This window comes from Desulfoluna sp., from assembly GCF_030145185.1.
Classification (GTDB): domain Bacteria; phylum Desulfobacterota; class Desulfobacteria; order Desulfobacterales; family Desulfolunaceae; genus Desulfoluna.
The window spans coordinates 1-15,641 of record NZ_JAQYWB010000034.1 but is presented as its reverse complement, the minus strand read 5'-3'; the positions used below and the strand labels follow the sequence as shown (position 1 = coordinate 15,641).

Annotated in this window: 13 protein-coding genes; 11 read left to right on the top strand and 2 right to left on the bottom strand. The window is 57.0% G+C overall.

Features of this window, described 5'->3' with window-relative positions:
* Positions 1 to 115 precede the first annotated feature (115 nt).
* Complete coding sequence (locus tag Q1Q75_RS12335; protein ID WP_300670901.1) at positions 116 to 313, top strand: YwbE family protein; 198 nt, start codon at positions 116 to 118, stop codon at positions 311 to 313.
* 170 nt (positions 314 to 483) lie between these two features.
* A complete protein-coding gene (locus tag Q1Q75_RS12330) occupies positions 484 to 1,188 on the top strand; it encodes a M15 family metallopeptidase (protein WP_300670898.1) in 705 nt (234 codons plus the stop codon).
* 200 nt (positions 1,189 to 1,388) lie between these two features.
* Here Q1Q75_RS12330 and Q1Q75_RS12325 read toward each other — a convergent pair whose 3' ends face one another.
* Complete coding sequence (locus tag Q1Q75_RS12325) at positions 1,389 to 3,134, bottom strand: sigma 54-interacting transcriptional regulator (protein WP_300670895.1); 1,746 nt, start codon at positions 3,132 to 3,134, stop codon at positions 1,389 to 1,391.
* A 466-nt stretch (positions 3,135 to 3,600) separates the two neighbouring features.
* On the opposite strand from Q1Q75_RS12325, the gene dpaL reads away from it, so the two are divergent.
* From dpaL to Q1Q75_RS12280, 9 genes are all read left to right on the top strand, one after another.
* On the top strand, positions 3,601 to 4,836 hold the full coding sequence (dpaL, locus tag Q1Q75_RS12320) for a diaminopropionate ammonia-lyase (protein WP_300670893.1): 1,236 nt from the start codon (positions 3,601 to 3,603) through the stop codon (positions 4,834 to 4,836).
* A complete protein-coding gene (locus Q1Q75_RS12315) occupies positions 4,830 to 6,014 on the top strand; it encodes a YgeY family selenium metabolism-linked hydrolase (RefSeq protein WP_300670891.1) in 1,185 nt (394 codons plus the stop codon). The genes dpaL and Q1Q75_RS12315 overlap by 7 nt, the downstream gene beginning before the upstream one ends.
* A gap of 19 nt (positions 6,015 to 6,033) precedes the next feature.
* On the top strand, positions 6,034 to 7,464 hold the full coding sequence (locus Q1Q75_RS12310) for a sodium:solute symporter (RefSeq protein WP_300670889.1): 1,431 nt from the start codon (positions 6,034 to 6,036) through the stop codon (positions 7,462 to 7,464).
* Between the two features lie 355 nt (positions 7,465 to 7,819).
* Complete coding sequence (locus tag Q1Q75_RS12305; protein ID WP_300670887.1) at positions 7,820 to 9,409, top strand: amidohydrolase family protein; 1,590 nt, start codon at positions 7,820 to 7,822, stop codon at positions 9,407 to 9,409.
* A 623-nt stretch (positions 9,410 to 10,032) separates the two neighbouring features.
* Positions 10,033 to 10,818 carry an ABC transporter permease gene (locus Q1Q75_RS12300; protein ID WP_300670885.1) on the top strand — a complete coding sequence of 262 codons (786 nt, stop codon included), beginning with the start codon at positions 10,033 to 10,035 and terminating at the stop codon, positions 10,816 to 10,818.
* Entirely contained in the window at positions 10,815 to 11,846 is a 1,032-nt protein-coding gene (locus Q1Q75_RS12295; RefSeq protein ID WP_300670883.1) for an ABC transporter ATP-binding protein, read from the top strand. Before Q1Q75_RS12300 ends, Q1Q75_RS12295 begins: the two co-directional genes overlap by 4 nt.
* A gap of 22 nt (positions 11,847 to 11,868) precedes the next feature.
* The gene (locus Q1Q75_RS12290; RefSeq protein ID WP_300670881.1) at positions 11,869 to 12,939 is read left to right on the top strand and encodes an extracellular solute-binding protein; all 1,071 of its coding nucleotides are present in this window, start codon (positions 11,869 to 11,871) and stop codon (positions 12,937 to 12,939) included.
* A complete protein-coding gene (locus Q1Q75_RS12285; RefSeq protein ID WP_300670879.1) occupies positions 12,929 to 13,777 on the top strand; it encodes an ABC transporter permease in 849 nt (282 codons plus the stop codon). The genes Q1Q75_RS12290 and Q1Q75_RS12285 overlap by 11 nt, the downstream gene beginning before the upstream one ends.
* Positions 13,761 to 14,417 carry a DNA-binding protein gene (locus tag Q1Q75_RS12280; protein ID WP_300670876.1) on the top strand — a complete coding sequence of 219 codons (657 nt, stop codon included), beginning with the start codon at positions 13,761 to 13,763 and terminating at the stop codon, positions 14,415 to 14,417. The genes Q1Q75_RS12285 and Q1Q75_RS12280 overlap by 17 nt, the downstream gene beginning before the upstream one ends.
* Before the next feature lie 684 nt (positions 14,418 to 15,101).
* Here the strand turns inward: Q1Q75_RS12280 and Q1Q75_RS12275 are convergent.
* A partial coding sequence (locus tag Q1Q75_RS12275; RefSeq protein WP_300670874.1) for a LacI family DNA-binding transcriptional regulator occupies positions 15,102 to 15,641 on the bottom strand: 540 nt, incomplete at its 5' end.

The following is a 15,641-nucleotide window of genomic DNA, read 5'->3' as shown; positions in this document are numbered from 1 at the left end:
GCCCGCCTTGGCCTGGCCTCCGGTACAAAAAAACACCCCGAAAGATACGGGTGTATTCCACGCTGGTTTCCTGACCGGGGAACCAACAAAAAAGAGTCATCAGGAGGTTTTTATCATGGATGAGGGCACGAAACGGGCAGATATCAAAGCGGGACTGACTGTCTCCATCGTCTTGAAACAAGATCAGAGAACCGGAACCCTCACCAAAGGGATCGTCCGGGATCTTCTCACAAAATCGGCCACCCATCCCCATGGGATAAAAGTGCGCTTGGAGAGCGGGCTCGTAGGGCGGGTGAAGCGCATTCACCGCTGAAAAGAGAGGAGGGATCACACCCTTTTCGTATATTTCCTTATTATAGTAACCGCTTGTTCAAAAGTATATTCCATGTTACGTTATGCAACTTTACTTAACATAAAGCATTTAGAATATTCGCAATACATAAACCGGAAATATAATGATGAAAAGATTGGAACTTTTTTAAAATGATCAAAACTACGACCACAAGTAAATTCAGTCGCTTGTTCTATATTTTCCCTTTATTCGTTATGCTGTTGGCTGTCAGCAACCCAAGCTACGCTGAAAGCAAGCAGGTGACTCCGGACGTTTCCGTCATCGATGCCAGGATGACCGAAAACGAAGCGTTTAATGGTCTGAATCCAAAATGCCCGGAAGAGCTGCGCAAAAAGCAGAAAATTGTGCAGGTTAAATATTACTCATATGACAATCGCATTCATGAAGGCCAGGTGGTGGTTGATGGCGAGCTGGAAGAAGATATCAAAACGGTATTCAAACAGGCACTCAACGAGCATTTTGTTATTTATTCGGTGATTCCCATTTCCGATAAGCACTTTCGCAAAAACAATTCCTGGGATGATGATCTTTCCATGGAGGCCAATAATACATCGGCATTCAATTACAGAATGATCACAGGAAGCACGACCCGGCTGTCCAAACATGCACAAGGGAGAGCCATTGATATCAATCCGTTTCAGAACCCTTACATCAAAGGCGATACGGTTTTGCCCACAGGATCAACCTATGACCCAATGGTTGCCGGAACCCTGACGGCGGACAGCCCGATTGTAAAAACATTTCTGCGGCTTGGATGGGATTGGGGCGGGAACTGGACCTCTTATAAAGATTACCAGCACTTTGAAAAACCACGGAGCAACGCTACAAAAAAATAAGGGCCAGCACAAAAATAAACGATACAAAAATCGATGCCTCCGGCGGAAAGGTGCACACCTTGCCGCCGGAGGCTCTTTTCCCTACTCCCTACTCCCTACTCCCTACTCCCTACTCCCTACTCCCTACTCCCTACTCCCTACTCACTACTCACTACTCACTACTCACTACTCCCTACTCACTACTCACCACTCACTACTCGCTACTCAATCCCATACTCCCGAATTTTCCGATACAGGGTGGCCACCCCGATCCCCAGGGCGGTGGCGGCGGTGCGTTTTCCTTTGGTATCGTTGCCGTAGCGGGCCACGGCTTCTGTGATAACCCGCTTTTCCACCTCTTTGAGGGGGAGGACGGCGTTCTCTGTGGGGAGGGCGGCACAGCTGTCGTGATTTTGAAGAATCCTGGAGGGCAGGAGGGCGTCATTGATGACGCCGTCGGCGGGCATCATATTGACCATAAACTCAATGATGTTTTCAAACTCGCGGACGTTACCGGGCCATGCATAGCTGCGAAGACGGGCCATGGTGGACCCTTCAATTTTTTTAAACCGTTTGCTGAAGCGGCGGCTGTACTTGACGAGAAAATGGTCGGCGAGCAGGTCAATGTCTTCGATGCGTTCGCATAGGGGGGGAATTTCCAGGGGAATGACATTGAGTCGGTAATAAAGGTCACTGCGGAACATATTCTTGGCGATGAGTTCCGGCAGGTCATCGTTGGTGGCGGCCACCACCCGGATGTCGACGTCGATGGGTTTATTGGCACCCAGGCGTTCGACCTTGCGTTCCTGGAGCACCCGCAGCAGTTTCACCTGGAGATAAAGAGGCATGGAGCTGATCTCATCGAGAAAGAGGACCCCTTTATGTGCCAGCTCGAATTTTCCGATGCGACCCCCGGGGTTTGCGCCGGTAAAGGCGCCTGAGGTGTAGCCGAAGAGCTCGCTCTCCAGGAGGGTATCGGGGATGGCCCCGCAGTTGATGGCCACAAAGGGCTGCTCCCGGCGATCGCCCTCATGATGGATGGCCCGGGCGAACAGCTCTTTTCCCGTGCCGCTTTTTCCACTGATCAGAACCGTGGATGAGGAGGTGGTGATGGCCATGACCTGTTCTTTGAGCCTGCGTATGGCAGGCGACATTCCAAGGATGGCGTCGAGACCTTCCCCTCCGGCTGAGGAGGTGAGACTGGACACCTTCCGGGTGAAGTCGGTCTGGGTCTCAAAAAGCATCACCCGTGAGAAGCGGGGGTCGTCTTTTTTCAGGTCCACCATCTGCCCCATGATCACCAGGTGCTGTTCCCCGAAATGGAGTTCATACTCTTCGGCATCCCCCACGGTGTTGCCGGTGGGGATCAGCTGTACGGAGACGGTATCTCCGGGGTCTTCGATACCCAGCTCCTTTCTGGCGTGGGCGTTGGCGTAAGTCACGCTCCCATCGGCCCCAAAGACAAACATGCCCCCGGCGTGAACGTCCATCACCTGCCTCAGGACGTCCAGGGTCTGGGTGGTCTCTGTGATATGGTGATAATCCTCGGCTTTGGCGGCGATCAGGTCCGCCATCATAGAGAGGAACGCCCCGTAATTATTACGGTTCTTCAAGATGGTACGTTTGTCCTGTTCGGTAAAACAGATGATACCGATAATCCCGATGGCCTTGCCGTCACGGAGAATCGGAGAGCAGAGGGTGAGCTTCTCTTCGCACCCTTCCCGATTCTTGCAGTTGAAGCAGATCGGATCATTCTTCGGGTTATCGATGCACACCGGTCGCCCGGTTTTCAAGGCGTGCCGATAGACCTCGCCTTCATCCTCGATGCTTTTGCCATCCCCTTCGGCATACCGACCTGTTCCGGCGATTCGTTTCAGGTCCGCCCCCACCACTTCCACGTCCATGCCCACGACCACGGCAATCACATGGGCAAATTTCCTGATGGACTCTTCAATTGAATAAAGCATCCTGATCTTTCCTTTGCAATCCGCCTATTATCATTTTGATATTCGTTCCATTTTCCATAGCGCGCAAAAATACATAGCACCAATTATCCCGAATCAGAAGGGATATTCAAAAGAAACCGCCCATACCATCTATAAATTTTCTTAAAAAGCAATATTATCATTTTGGTAATTATTATCAAAACGATAATCAACTTTTCACCTAAAGCTGCCCCACTCAGTGCATGAATAAGGCAAAACACCCCTGTTCTCCGAAGGTTATAAAAAAATTATCATTTTTGGCCCGCGAGTTGCTTTATCTGTCCCCCGTAGCAACACAGACCCAAGCACTCATGTGATGACATGAACGATATTTACACCCCCTTCTTCGACGGTGACGACCCTGCCTGCTGCTGCGTTCAGGTCGCCGCCCTCCCCCATGGGAGCCGAAGTTGAAACAGAAGTAACCGCCGACATTTAAGGACACTTCATGACCACAAACATCGACTTTATTGCAAACCCCTCCGCACGGCAAAAGGGAGATAAGGCAGACACCGCCTTTCTTTCGGCTGAAAAAGCTGCGGTGGTTCGCGATTATTTTAAGAGTTTTGCCGAATACGCTCCCACCCCCCTGGCCTCGCTGCCTGGGCTCTCCAAGACGTTGGGCGTTGCCAGCGTTTACGTGAAAGATGAGTCCAAACGTATGGGGCTCAACGCCTTTAAGGTTCTCGGATGCGGGTTCGCCATCGCCAGCGTCATCGCTGAACGCCTGGGTGTGGACATTTCAGAGCTGACGGCTGAGGCCATTCGTTCCGACGCCACTCGAAAAGCCGTGGGAGAGATCACTTTTGTCTCGGCCACCGACGGCAACCACGGCCGCGGTGTGGCCTGGGCCGCGCGGCAGATGGGCCAGAAATCTGTCATCTACATGCCCAAAGGATCGTCCCTCACCCGCCTGGCCAATATCCAGGCCGAAGGGGCCGAAGCCTCCATCACGGACATGAACTATGACGACGCCGTCCGCCTCGCCTGGAAACAGTCCCAGGAAAAAGGGTGGGTCATGGTGCAGGACACTGCCTGGAAAGGCTATGAAGACATCCCTGCGTGGATTATGCAGGGCTACATGACCATGGCCTTTGAAGCCCTTGAGCAGCTGGACGCGATCAAGGCGAGCGCTCCCACTCACATCTTCCTCCAAGCAGGGGTCGGCTCCTATGCCGGAGGAATCCAGGGATTTCTGGCCACCGCCTTCGGAGAAAATCGCCCCATCACCACCGTGGTTGAACCCCACAAGGCCAACTGCATCTACAAATCTGCCGAAGCCGGCGACGGTGAGCCCCGATTCACCACCGGTGACATGGATACCTTGATGGCGGGCCTTGCCTGCGGTGAGCCCAACATCATCGGGTGGGACATTCTCCGCGACTACGCCGACGGCTTCATCTCCTGCCCGGACTGGGTCGCAGCCAACGGCATGCGCATCCTGGGCGCCCCGGTCGCAGGCGATCCCCAGGTGATCTCCGGTGAATCCGGAGCCGTCACCGCCGGCCTGCTCCACCTGATCATGACACGCCCGGAATTGGGATATATCCGGGAACAATTGAAAATTGATTCCGATTCGCGCGTGCTCCTGATAAGCACCGAAGGCGATACGGATCCTGACATCTACCGAGACATCACCTGGTTTGGCCGCCATACCGAGAATGAGGAGGAAAAACAATGCTAAATGAAGCGAAAAAAGAGCAGGTTATCACACTGTGCCAAGACATGATCAAGCAACCCAGCGTTTCTGGTGAAGAAGCGGGGGTTGCCGGGGTCCTGAAAGAATTCCTGGAGTCCAACGGGTTCGACGAGGTGTTCGTGGACCGATACGGAAGTGTCACCGGCACCATTCGCGGCAACCGCCCCGGCAAAAAAGTCCTTCTGGACGGCCACATCGACACCGTCCCCGTGGATCCGGCCCGCTGGACCGAAAAACCCTTCGGTGCCGATCTCATCGATGGCAAAATTTTCGGCAGGGGTTCGTCCGACATGAAAGGCGCCGTGGCCGCCATGGCCTGCGCGGCCTTACAGGTGGCCGAAGAGACCGGTCGAGATTTCGAAGGGGAGATCCACGTGGTGGGTGCCGTGCACGAAGAGTGCTTTGAAGGCGTCGCCTCCCGAGAAATCAGCCAGAGGGTTCAGCCGGACTACGTCATCATCGGCGAAGCCTCCCAGTTAAACCTGAAAATCGCCCAGCGTGGCCGCGCGGAAATCGTCCTGGAAACCCAAGGAAAACCCGCTCACTCCGCCTCGCCTGAAGCAGGCATCAATGCCGTTCACAAGATGATGGCCCTTCTTAATAAGGTGGAAGCCATCACCCCCCCGGATCACCCCGTCCTCGGCAAAGGGACCAACGTGCTGACGGATATCAAGTCTGCCCCCTACCCCGGTGCCTCTGTGGTCCCCTCTTCCTGCCGCGTCACCTACGACCGACGTCTGCTGGTGGGCGAGACCATCGAAAGCGTTCTGGCCCCCATCCACGAAGCCGTGGCTGCCTGCACGGCTGAAGATTCTGAGTTTTCTGCCACCGCTGGCCTGGCCACCGACCAGGCGGCCTGCTACACCGGCGAAACCATCTCCGCCGAACGATTCTTCCCCGCATGGCTTTACAAAGAGGACGAGGCATTTATTCAGAAGTCCCTGGCCGGACTGAAAGCCGTGGGCATCGATTCAAAGATCTCCCACTATGCTTTCTGCACCAACGGAAGCCACTATGCCGGAGAAGCGGGCATCAAAACCTTAGGGTTTGGCCCTTCCCTGGAGACCCTGGCCCACACCGACGACGAATACATCACCACCGACCAGCTTGCAAAAGCGGTTGAGGGGTATTCAGCGATTATCAAAAGCCTGCTCAACAACTGATTCGAACAAGGGGAGTATCATGACAAGCACATTTTACATCATTGTCGCATATATGGCAGGCATGATTGGCATCGGCCTCTGGGTTGCCAAACGAAAAATCAAAGGTTCAAACGACTTTATGCTGGCCGGCCGCCAGCTTGGCCCCTTGATGGTCGCAGGGACTCTGGCTGCCGCCGAGATTGGCGGCGGTTCCACCTTGGGCGTTGCCTCCAAAGCATACGGAGAATGGGGCCTTTCCGCCGGCTGGTATGTGGTCTGCGCAGGAATCGGGATCTTCCTCGTCTCCTTTGTGGCTCCTTATCTGCGTAAATCCATGGCCACGACGGTTCCGGAGATTATCGGCCGACGCTACGGCAAGGCGTCCCACATGATCACCACCATCCTTTCCATTTCGGCGCTCTTCTTCGCCACCGCCGCCCAGGTGGTGGCCACCTCGTCGGTCATTCACGTGGTCACCGGAGCGGACATAAAAACCGTGGTTGTGATCGTCGGATGTGTGGTCACGGGCTACACCCTCATGGGGGGGCTGGTCTCCGTCGCCTACACCGACATCGTTCACATCTTTTTCATTACCGTGGGGATGGCCATCGCCATGCCCATTATTTTACATAACGCAGGCGGCTGGAGCTACCTTGTGGAGAACCTGCCTCCCGGTCAGCTGGGCCTCACCAAGGTGGGCTGGAAAACCATCGCCGGCCTGATCCTGATGTACTTCATGACCTTCTCAACCGGTCAGGAAGCGGTTCAGCGCTACTTTGCGGCAAAAAACGCCAAGGTTGCCAAGACCGGTTCCTTCCTCTGCTCTGTGCTCATGGCCTGCTACGGATTTATCCCAGCCATCATCGGCCTGGTCGCCCTGGCTCACTTCCCCAACATCTCCGCCAACAGCGCCCTGCCCACGGCAGCGCAGCATTTCGCGCCCACAATCATCGCAGGGCTGGTGTTGGCATCGGTTGTGGCAGCGACTATGTCCAGCGCCTCCGGCAACATGCTGGCCGTCTCCACCCTGTTCACGAAAGACGTCTACCAGACCTACCTTAACCCCAAGGCAGCGGACAAAGATCTGATGACTTGGAGTAAAGGGGCCATCATCATCGTGGGGGCATGCTCCATCGTCATCGCCTTGAACGATTACCCCATCATCTCCCTTCTGATCCTCGCCTTTACCATGCGCGCAGCCGGTCCCTTTGCGGCCTTTGTCTTCGGCCTGGTCTACAAAAAAGCCACGGTAAACGCCGGACTCTGGTCCATCATCCTGGGCTCTGTAGCCGCCATCGTCTGGAAACAGATGGGCGAGCCTTACGGCGTCATGTCCATCATCTTCGGTTCTTTCACCAGCACCGTCGTCTTTTTTGCCATCTCTAAAATCGAGATCGCCATGGGCAAACCCTCCGCCCCCCTGGCCATCACCGCAGAGCACGAGGCACAGGCCAAGGAAGACGCAGCATAATCGCAAAACAGTTCGCGGCGTCCCGGATGGCGGGACGCCGCAGGCTGTGCTTGTTTTTTTAAATCTATCCATATGTTTTGTCCCGAGTGGCAGGGGGAGGGTGTCGCCCTCCTCCTGCCACAGGGCACTCAGATATACGCTGGACTTGGCGATTTCACGACACCGAGTCCACAGACTTGCAAAACCTGTGGAATAGCCTGGGTCATCATCTGCAACCGGCACTCGAAGGGGCATCCCTCACCGCCGGAGGCAGGCTTTTGGTTTTTCATCCAAGACCTCTGAGGCTCTGTGGTTCACCACACGTTAACCAGAAAAGGCAAGCCGAACAGTTACACGCATTCACGGGAGATCTGAATTGAAACGTCTAATCAAAAACGGAACGATTATCGACGGAACAGGCGACGCAGCCTTTTCCGGCAGCCTGATCATGGAAGACGACCGAATTACGGCCGTAACAGCGGGCCCTGCCCCGGCAGGAACCTTTGACGAAGAGATCGACGCCAACGGCCAGGTGATCTGCCCCGGGTTCATCGACACCCACAGCCACTCTGACCTGCTCCTTTTTAAAGACCGCCTTGTCGAGGCAAAAACCCGACAGGGAATCACCACCGAGATCCTGGGCCAGGATGGCATCTCTGCGGCTCCCCTCCCCGTTGAATACATCAGCCCCTGGCGCAAGAACCTTGCCGGCTTAGATGGGGACGTGGAAGACCTCGACTGGACCTTCAAGACCACCGACGGCTACCTGAAACTCCTGGAAGCAAACGGTTCTGCCCCCAACGAAGGGTACCTCATCCCCCACGGCAACGTCCGCATGGAGGGCATCGGTCTCGACAACAAGGTCGGCACCGATGAAGACCTTGCCTGCATGCAGGATATCCTGAGGCGAGACCTCGAAGCCGGGGGCATGGGCCTGTCCACCGGACTCATCTACATGCCTTGTGCCTACAGCGACACCCGTGAGATGATCGCCCTCTGCAAGGTCTGCGCAGAGTTCGACCGCCCCTTAGTCATCCACCAGCGCAGCGAAGCCGACGCCATCCTTGAATCCATGGAAGAGGTGATCACCATGGGCCGGGAATCCGGGGCCAAGATCCACTTCTCCCACTTCAAGGTCTGCGGCAAAAACAACGCCGATAAGTATGAAAAAGTGCTCGAACTCCTGGAAAAATGCAAAGCCGAAGGTATCCGAGTCTCCTTCGATCAGTACCCTTACGTGGCCGGCAGCACCATGCTGGGCGTCATTCTCCCCCCCTGGGTCCACGACGGCGGCACCGACAAGCTCCTGGCAAGACTGGGAGACGCAGACCTCCGCAAAAAAATGGTCAAAGACATCGAAACGGGCATCCATGGGTGGGACAACTTCGTGGAGTTCGCAGGGCTTGACGGCATCTTCGTCACTGACGTAAAAACAGACAAAAACAAAGACGCCATCGGCAAAAGCTTGACAGAATTAGGCGAGCTGCGGGGCAAAAACCCCTACGAGGCCACCTTCGACCTCCTCCTGCAGGAAGAAAATGCCGTGGGCATGGTGGACTTCTACGGCCTGGAAGAGCACGTTGAAGGGTTTATGAGACGCCCCGAAATGAACGTCTGCACCGACGGCCTCCTGGGCGGCAAGCCCCACCCGAGAGTTTACGGATCCTTCGCTCGGGTCCTTGGCCGCTACTCCCGCGACAAAAAAGCCCTCAGCCTGACAGAAGCCGTCCGTAAAATGACGGGCCGCCCCGCCGAGGTCTTCGCCATCGAACACCGAGGCCTCCTGAAACCAGGGTACTTCGCCGATGTCACCGTCTTCAACCCCGACACCATCTGCGACAACGGCACCTTCACCGACCCCTGCCAGCACCCCGACGGAATCTCCCACGTGCTGGTCAACGGCGCCCCCGTGGTAACGGATGGCAAAACCACCGGTAACGCCCCGGGACGTGTGATCCGGATGTAAGTAAAAAAAGTGCTTGGTGCTTGGTTCCTCGTTCTTCGTTCGATGTATTCGCTTCGCTCATGGCCTTTTGATAAAAGCCGGAGCGGAGCGATACCTGAACCAAGCACAGAAAAGTTCTTGGTGCACAAATTACCATTGCGAGGTGTTACCACCTCTGTACCTGATTGCCGCTGCGCGTTGCCCTCCTTTTGTGAGGCAGCGCGCCGTGGCATTCATCCCCCCATGAAAAAAGTTCCTCGTTCGATGTCTTCGCTTCATTCATGCCCTTTCAATAAACGCCCGAGCGGAGCCATGCCTTCCCGGGCCAACCTATCCCCCAAAAGTGGCCCGCTAAACAGCCAAGTGGCCCGTTAAAAATATTTATCCCCAGCCACCGTTCCGCACCCCGTCCCATCCCCCCCAAAATACATCACAAGGTCTTACCTTATTTGTTAAATTTGTGTTAATTCGACAAAGGGCACCCGGTGAGCATTGACAGCCTGAGAAGTAAACGATAGAGTCTCGGCCAGTAAAAACTGTTAATAATCATTTTGTGGCCAGCCCATTTTCTATAATTGGACAGACCAATACTCACCGCCGACCCTCGGGGGAACCCAGGGCACGATGGAGGAATGTTTCGCGCCATGCGCTTTGTCACAGGTTTATACCTGGTTTATCTATGTATCCCCATTATCCTGCTCTTTGTGGGAGCTTTCGGGGAGACCTGGACCAACACCCTGCTTCCCACCGGCTTTACCCTGGAGTGGTTCCTTGAATTATGGGACGACGGAAGCTTCCGAAGGGCCTTTATCGTGAGCCTGGAGGTGGTGACCGCCACCTGTATCTTCTGCACCCTTCTTGCGGTGCCCCTGGCCTATGCCCTGTACAGGAGCGCCTCCAAAAAAATCATGGCGGCAGCCCGCATTGTTTTTCTCTTGCCCATTGCCGCCCCGCCACTGGTTCTGGCCTTCGGGTTTATCCTGGTCTTCACCAGCGATGCCCTGCCCTGGCTGAACAGCATCTGGCTGCTCATTGCGGGTCACGTGGTCCTGACCCTGCCCTATCTTCTGCAGACCCTGGTGGCGGACATGCGCCATCTCCACCTGGACACCTTGGAACAGGCGGCAGAATCCATGGGGGCCGGATTTTTTCGACAGTTCTTCGATGTGGTGGTCCCCCTGCTGCGCCACAGCCTGGGCTCAGGCCTCATCATGGTGGCGGCCCTCTCCATCGGGGAGTTCCAGCTCTCCAATCTCATCTCGGGGTTTTTATACAGGCCCTACCCGGTGGTGCTGCTCCAGGCTTTTTACGGTTCCACAGGGTTCGCCTGTGCCGCCACCGTCATTCTACTTATCCTGGCACTGCTTGCCTCGGCCGGTGGCGCCCTTGCTGCCCGCTCCGCCAGTCAATACCGGACACATCGATCATGAGCCTCACACTTGAGAATGTAAACTTCACCTACCCGGGAACCACCTCGGGTGTCTTTGATATCAACCTCTCCATCGGTGACGGCGAGCTCCTGGCCGTTATCGGATCCAGCGGATCCGGGAAAACCACCCTGCTCAAACTCATCGCCGGGTTTGAAACCGCTGACCGGGGACGGATCCTGCTGGGCAGCGATGACATCACCCAGCTTCCGGTCAGAAACCGCCAGCTGGGGGTCGTCTTTCAGACCTACGCCCTGTTTCCCCACATGACCGCCTGGCAGAACGTGGCCTACCCGTTAAAAATCCGAAAAGTCCCCTCTGAGACCCGTGAGAGAAAAGCCGTAGAGGCCTTAGAGCGGGTGGGCCTTCAAGGCTTTGAGAACCGCATGCCCCAGACCCTGTCCGGCGGCCAGCAGCAGCGAGTGGCCCTGGCCCGCGCCTTGGTGTTTGCTCCCAGGGCCCTGCTCCTGGACGAGCCCCTCTCCGCCCTGGATGCCAGCCTGCGGGGGAGCATGCGGGATGAGATCCAGCGACTTCAGCGGGAATTCTCCATCTCCACGGTCCATATCACCCACGACCAGGAAGAGGCCCTCTCCATGGCCGACCGCGTGGCAGTGATGGAAGCCGGACGCCTGGTCCAGGTCGCCACCCCCCGAGAACTCTACGACCATCCCGCCACCCGGAGCGTGGCCGCCTTTGTCGGCGAAGCCAACCTCTGGGACGGAAAAACCGTGGCCCACGATACCGTAGAGCTCCCCTTCGGACGGCTGACGACCGAGCCCCATGGCCTTTCCACCGGCCAACCCGTTACTGTCCTGGTTCGACCGGAAAACATCGGTATCGGCAAGGCAACCGACGGAATCAACGCCTTGACCGGCGCGGTAGTCCGGGATCGTTTCTTAGGCGCCATACGCCGCTTCGACCTGTCCGTAGGCCCTTCTCTGGTCCTGGGCCAGACGGGCATCCGTGGCCCCATCGATTCAATCAACATCAGGCCGGAGCATGTCAGACTCCTGCCGATTCAGCCCTAACACACAACCTTGGAGATTTTCGATGAAACTTAAATCCATTCTGATCGGTGCCGCCTCCCTGATCCTGATCTGCCAGGCAGCCCACGCGCTTGAGGGCCCCGAGCTCTACCCCGGCGAAAAAGCCCTCTACGAAAAAGCCACGGAAGAAGGCATGGTGGTTTCGTTTGACACCGGCCCCACCTGGGCCAACTGGAAAAATATGTTCAAGCGGTTCAAGAAACGTTACCCTCAGGTAGAAATGGCTTACAACGACCTGGGCTCCGGCGCCACCGTGGTGGCCCTGGACAAATCGCGCAGACGCCCCCAGGCCGACTCCGCTTACTATTTCGGCGGTTCGGCCATTGACGCAGCCGCCAAAGGGCTGCTCGAAGGGTTTAAACCCGTCAACTTCGAAAAGCTGCCCGAAGTCTACCGGGAAAAAGAGGGCCGCTGGTTTGTCGTCCACCAGCTGACCATCGCCTTTCTCGTCAACACCAAGCTGGTCAAAAACATTCCCCACTCCTGGGCCGATCTTACCAAACCCGAATACAAAAACAGCATTGTCTACCTGGACCCCCGCTCCACAGGACAGGGCCAGGTCTTGAGCTTTGCAGCCAACTTCGGGGCAGGCGGAGACATGACCGACATCAACCCGGGCATGGAGTACCTGGCTTCTCTCCACAAGACAGGCAACATCATGCGGGTCGAAGGGACCACCCCGTACGCCAAATTCGTCAAGGGAGAAATCCCCATCTGGATCGGGTATGAAAACGACGGCCTCAAGGCCAAGTACAAAGACCGCATGGGCGATAACATTGCCGTGGTCATCCCCAGCGAAGCCACCGTGGCCGCCCCCTATGCCATCAGCCTCGTAAAAAACGGACCCAACCCCAACGCCGGAAGACTCTGGCTCAACTTCATCATGACGGACCAGGGCCAGACCACCTTTGCCGAAGGCTTTGTCCGGCCTTCAGTTCCCGGCCTCAAGCTGCCCGCGGACATCGCCGACCGATTCCCGGAAACCCCCCAGCTCCGACCCCTGGACCTGGTCAAGGCGTCCGCGCTTAAATCTGAAATCGACACAACCTGGGCGAAGCTGATCCTTGGAAAATAAACGCAACACATCGGACCGGTGGCGGCTGCTGCTTATGGCCGCCCCCGGCTCCCTGGTCATTTTGTTTTTCTTTGTCATCCCCCTGGCCATGGTCACCGGGGAAGGCTTTGCAAACGGCGGCTCGGCCTTTCAGAAGGTTCTCACGGACCCTATTTTCTGGAAAGGGCTGGGGGGAAGCCTGGTCATCGGGCTCACCGCCCCGACGTTCTCCCTGCTGGTGGGATTCGGGGTGGCGCTTCACCTCTCCACCCTGTCGGAACGCATGCGCACCAGCCTTCAATTCTGGATCTCCCTGCCCCTGACGTTTTCAGGGCTCATCGTGGCCTACGGATTTATTCTGGCCTATGGACGATCCGGATTTGTCACCCTCGGCTTGGCCGAGGTGGGTGTGGACCCGTCCCGGTTCTCAGGGTTTCTTTACAGCCCCGTGGGCCTGGCCTTTGCCTACTCCTACTATCTGATCCCCAGGGTGGTGCTCATCCTGCTGCCGGTCCTGGTCAACTTTGATCGGGCACAGATCCGGGCGGCCCAGTCTCTGGGATCTCATCCGGCCCGGGCTGTGATCGATATCCTGATCCCCCAGATCATGCCCAGCGCCGTGAATGCCTTCTGCCTGGTCTCGGCCGTCGCCATCGGCGCCTATGGTACCGCCCTGGCCCTGGTGGGCACCCAGGTTAATATTTTACCTCTTCTCCTTTACAGCCGCATCTCCGATACCGGCACAGATTTCCCTTCAGCCGCGGCCCTGTCCGTGATCCTGCTGACCCTGTGCACACTGATACTGGCAGCCGGAGAGCTTTTTACCCTCAGGAGAGACCGCAATGTCCCTGTTGCTTGATATAGAAAACGGGCTGATCTGCCCGGAGACGAACACCCAATTTACACCACGGGAACGATGCTGGGTACAGCGAGCCCCCGAAGAGCGCCCCCCCACAGGTAGTCCCCTCTCCCTGAAGGACGCTGTCCGGTGGCTCCAGGCCGAAAGTGGCCACCCCTGCAGAATTCCCGTGGCTGTCATCGGTGGCCGAGAGGCCACCGATGTTCAGCTTCACACAGCCCAGGCCATGGGCAACCTCCTGGGCCAGATGGGGCTCACCCTCATCTGCGGTGGACGCCAGGGCATCATGGAGGCCGCCTGCAAGGGGAGCGCCATGGCCGGCGGCATCAGCGTGGGCATCCTGCCCGATGCCGACCCGACCCTGGCCAATCCCTACGTCACCGTCCCCATCGCCACGGGTATCGGCGTGGCCCGCAACGCCCCGGTGGCCCAATCGGCCCTCTGCCTGATCGCCATCGGTGGCGGCCACGGCACCCCCCCCGAGCTCGCCTTCGGCCTTCAGTTCGAAAAACAGGTCTTTGGCCTGGTCGATCCACCCGATATCAAAGGCGTGGTTTCCTGCGCCTCCCCGGAACAGGCGGCCGATCATGTGGCCCGAGTCGTTCTGGGCCTGACCCCGGACGCACCCGCCGAAAAATAACCGCAAAACACCTGAGGCCCCGTCTCCTGAGAAATCAAGGGCGGGGCCTCAGGCCCTACACGATAATATAACTTTATCTCGTACCCAGGCTCCGCCTGGTTACGTTCCCCCGAGGCTCCGCCTCCATGCCTGATCCCATCGCAACCTGCAAATTTAAAGCTTCAAACCAGGGTTCACCATACCGGCAAGGCAGAGCCTTGCACCAGACACTACCAGGCGGAGCCTGGGAGCGAGTAAAAAAGCCGCGGCGGAGCACGGCGCGCCCAGGAGGATGCCGTAGTGCCAAGCCCGGGCAATGTTTCCGTTCGGTGGGCTCCATTTCTCTTCAACTTCTCTGCAGTGCTGTTTTTCGGGCGCGCCGTGCTCCGTCGCGACATTTACGCGATACCGTTGGGAGGGAGTCGCTTGTTGGGATGTGACAACGGATACGAGACACGTTTTGGCTGTTTTCTCTTGTACATAGGCTCCGCCTGGTTACGTTCCCTGGGAGCGAGTAATGTCAACCCGTGAATTGACACGGAAGCACCGGCAGCTCATGCACGTGCGACATCCGTTGCCACCCCTCTCCCGTCACGCGAATGCGGACGCGAAGTGCCCAGGGCACCGCCAGCCGTAGAGCATTCGCACACCCGCTTTCAAGGTGGCTCACCTTGCCGCCGGAGGCATGCTTTTTACTGGCATCCGCTATACCCGGCAGCTGCTTTCACGGACCATGAGGTCCGGGGTGAGAATGATGGAGGTCGTGCCTTTGGCACGGGGTTCGGAGATCCTGTCAAAGAGAAGCTCGGCCGCCTGGCGTCCGAGTTCAAAGGAGTGGATTTTTACGGAGCTGATCTGAGGAGAGAGAGTGCGGCAGACCGAGGTGTCGTCATACCCCACGATTCCCACGTCGCGACCCGGCATAAGCCCCCGATCCATGACCGCATCGTACGCGCCTTTGGCGATAAGATCGGTAAAGCAAAACACCGCGTCCGGGGGGTTTTGCTCTTCCAGCATCCGCCCCATCTCCTGATAACCCGGCGCCTCAAACTCCCAGGAATCGGAAAACACGGCCAGCCCGGGCTCAGGCTCGACACCGGCCAGGTTCAACGCGCTCAGATAGCCCATGTATCGATTCAGGGAGATGGTATACCGGGGATGGGAGATATAGGCAATGCGCCGGTACCCCTGTTCCAAAAGATGCCGGGTGGCCAGAAAGCCCCCGTGGAAGTCATTGCTCACCAC

Bases quoted from the DNA above. Each gene is read 5' to 3' on its own strand.
- Q1Q75_RS12335 (WP_300670901.1), top strand. From the start codon at position 116: ATGGATGAGGGCACGAAACGGGCAGATATCAAAGCGGGACTGACTGTC.
- Q1Q75_RS12330 (WP_300670898.1), top strand. From the start codon at position 484: ATGATCAAAACTACGACCACAAGTAAATTCAGTCGCTTGTTCTATATT.
- Q1Q75_RS12325 (WP_300670895.1), bottom strand. From the start codon at position 3,134: ATGCTTTATTCAATTGAAGAGTCCATCAGGAAATTTGCCCATGTGATT.
- dpaL (WP_300670893.1), top strand. From the start codon at position 3,601: ATGACCACAAACATCGACTTTATTGCAAACCCCTCCGCACGGCAAAAG.
- Q1Q75_RS12315 (WP_300670891.1), top strand. From the start codon at position 4,830: ATGCTAAATGAAGCGAAAAAAGAGCAGGTTATCACACTGTGCCAAGAC.
- Q1Q75_RS12310 (WP_300670889.1), top strand. From the start codon at position 6,034: ATGACAAGCACATTTTACATCATTGTCGCATATATGGCAGGCATGATT.
- Q1Q75_RS12300 (WP_300670885.1), top strand. From the start codon at position 10,033: ATGCGCTTTGTCACAGGTTTATACCTGGTTTATCTATGTATCCCCATT.
- Q1Q75_RS12295 (WP_300670883.1), top strand. From the start codon at position 10,815: ATGAGCCTCACACTTGAGAATGTAAACTTCACCTACCCGGGAACCACC.
- Q1Q75_RS12290 (WP_300670881.1), top strand. From the start codon at position 11,869: ATGAAACTTAAATCCATTCTGATCGGTGCCGCCTCCCTGATCCTGATC.
- Q1Q75_RS12280 (WP_300670876.1), top strand. From the start codon at position 13,761: ATGTCCCTGTTGCTTGATATAGAAAACGGGCTGATCTGCCCGGAGACG.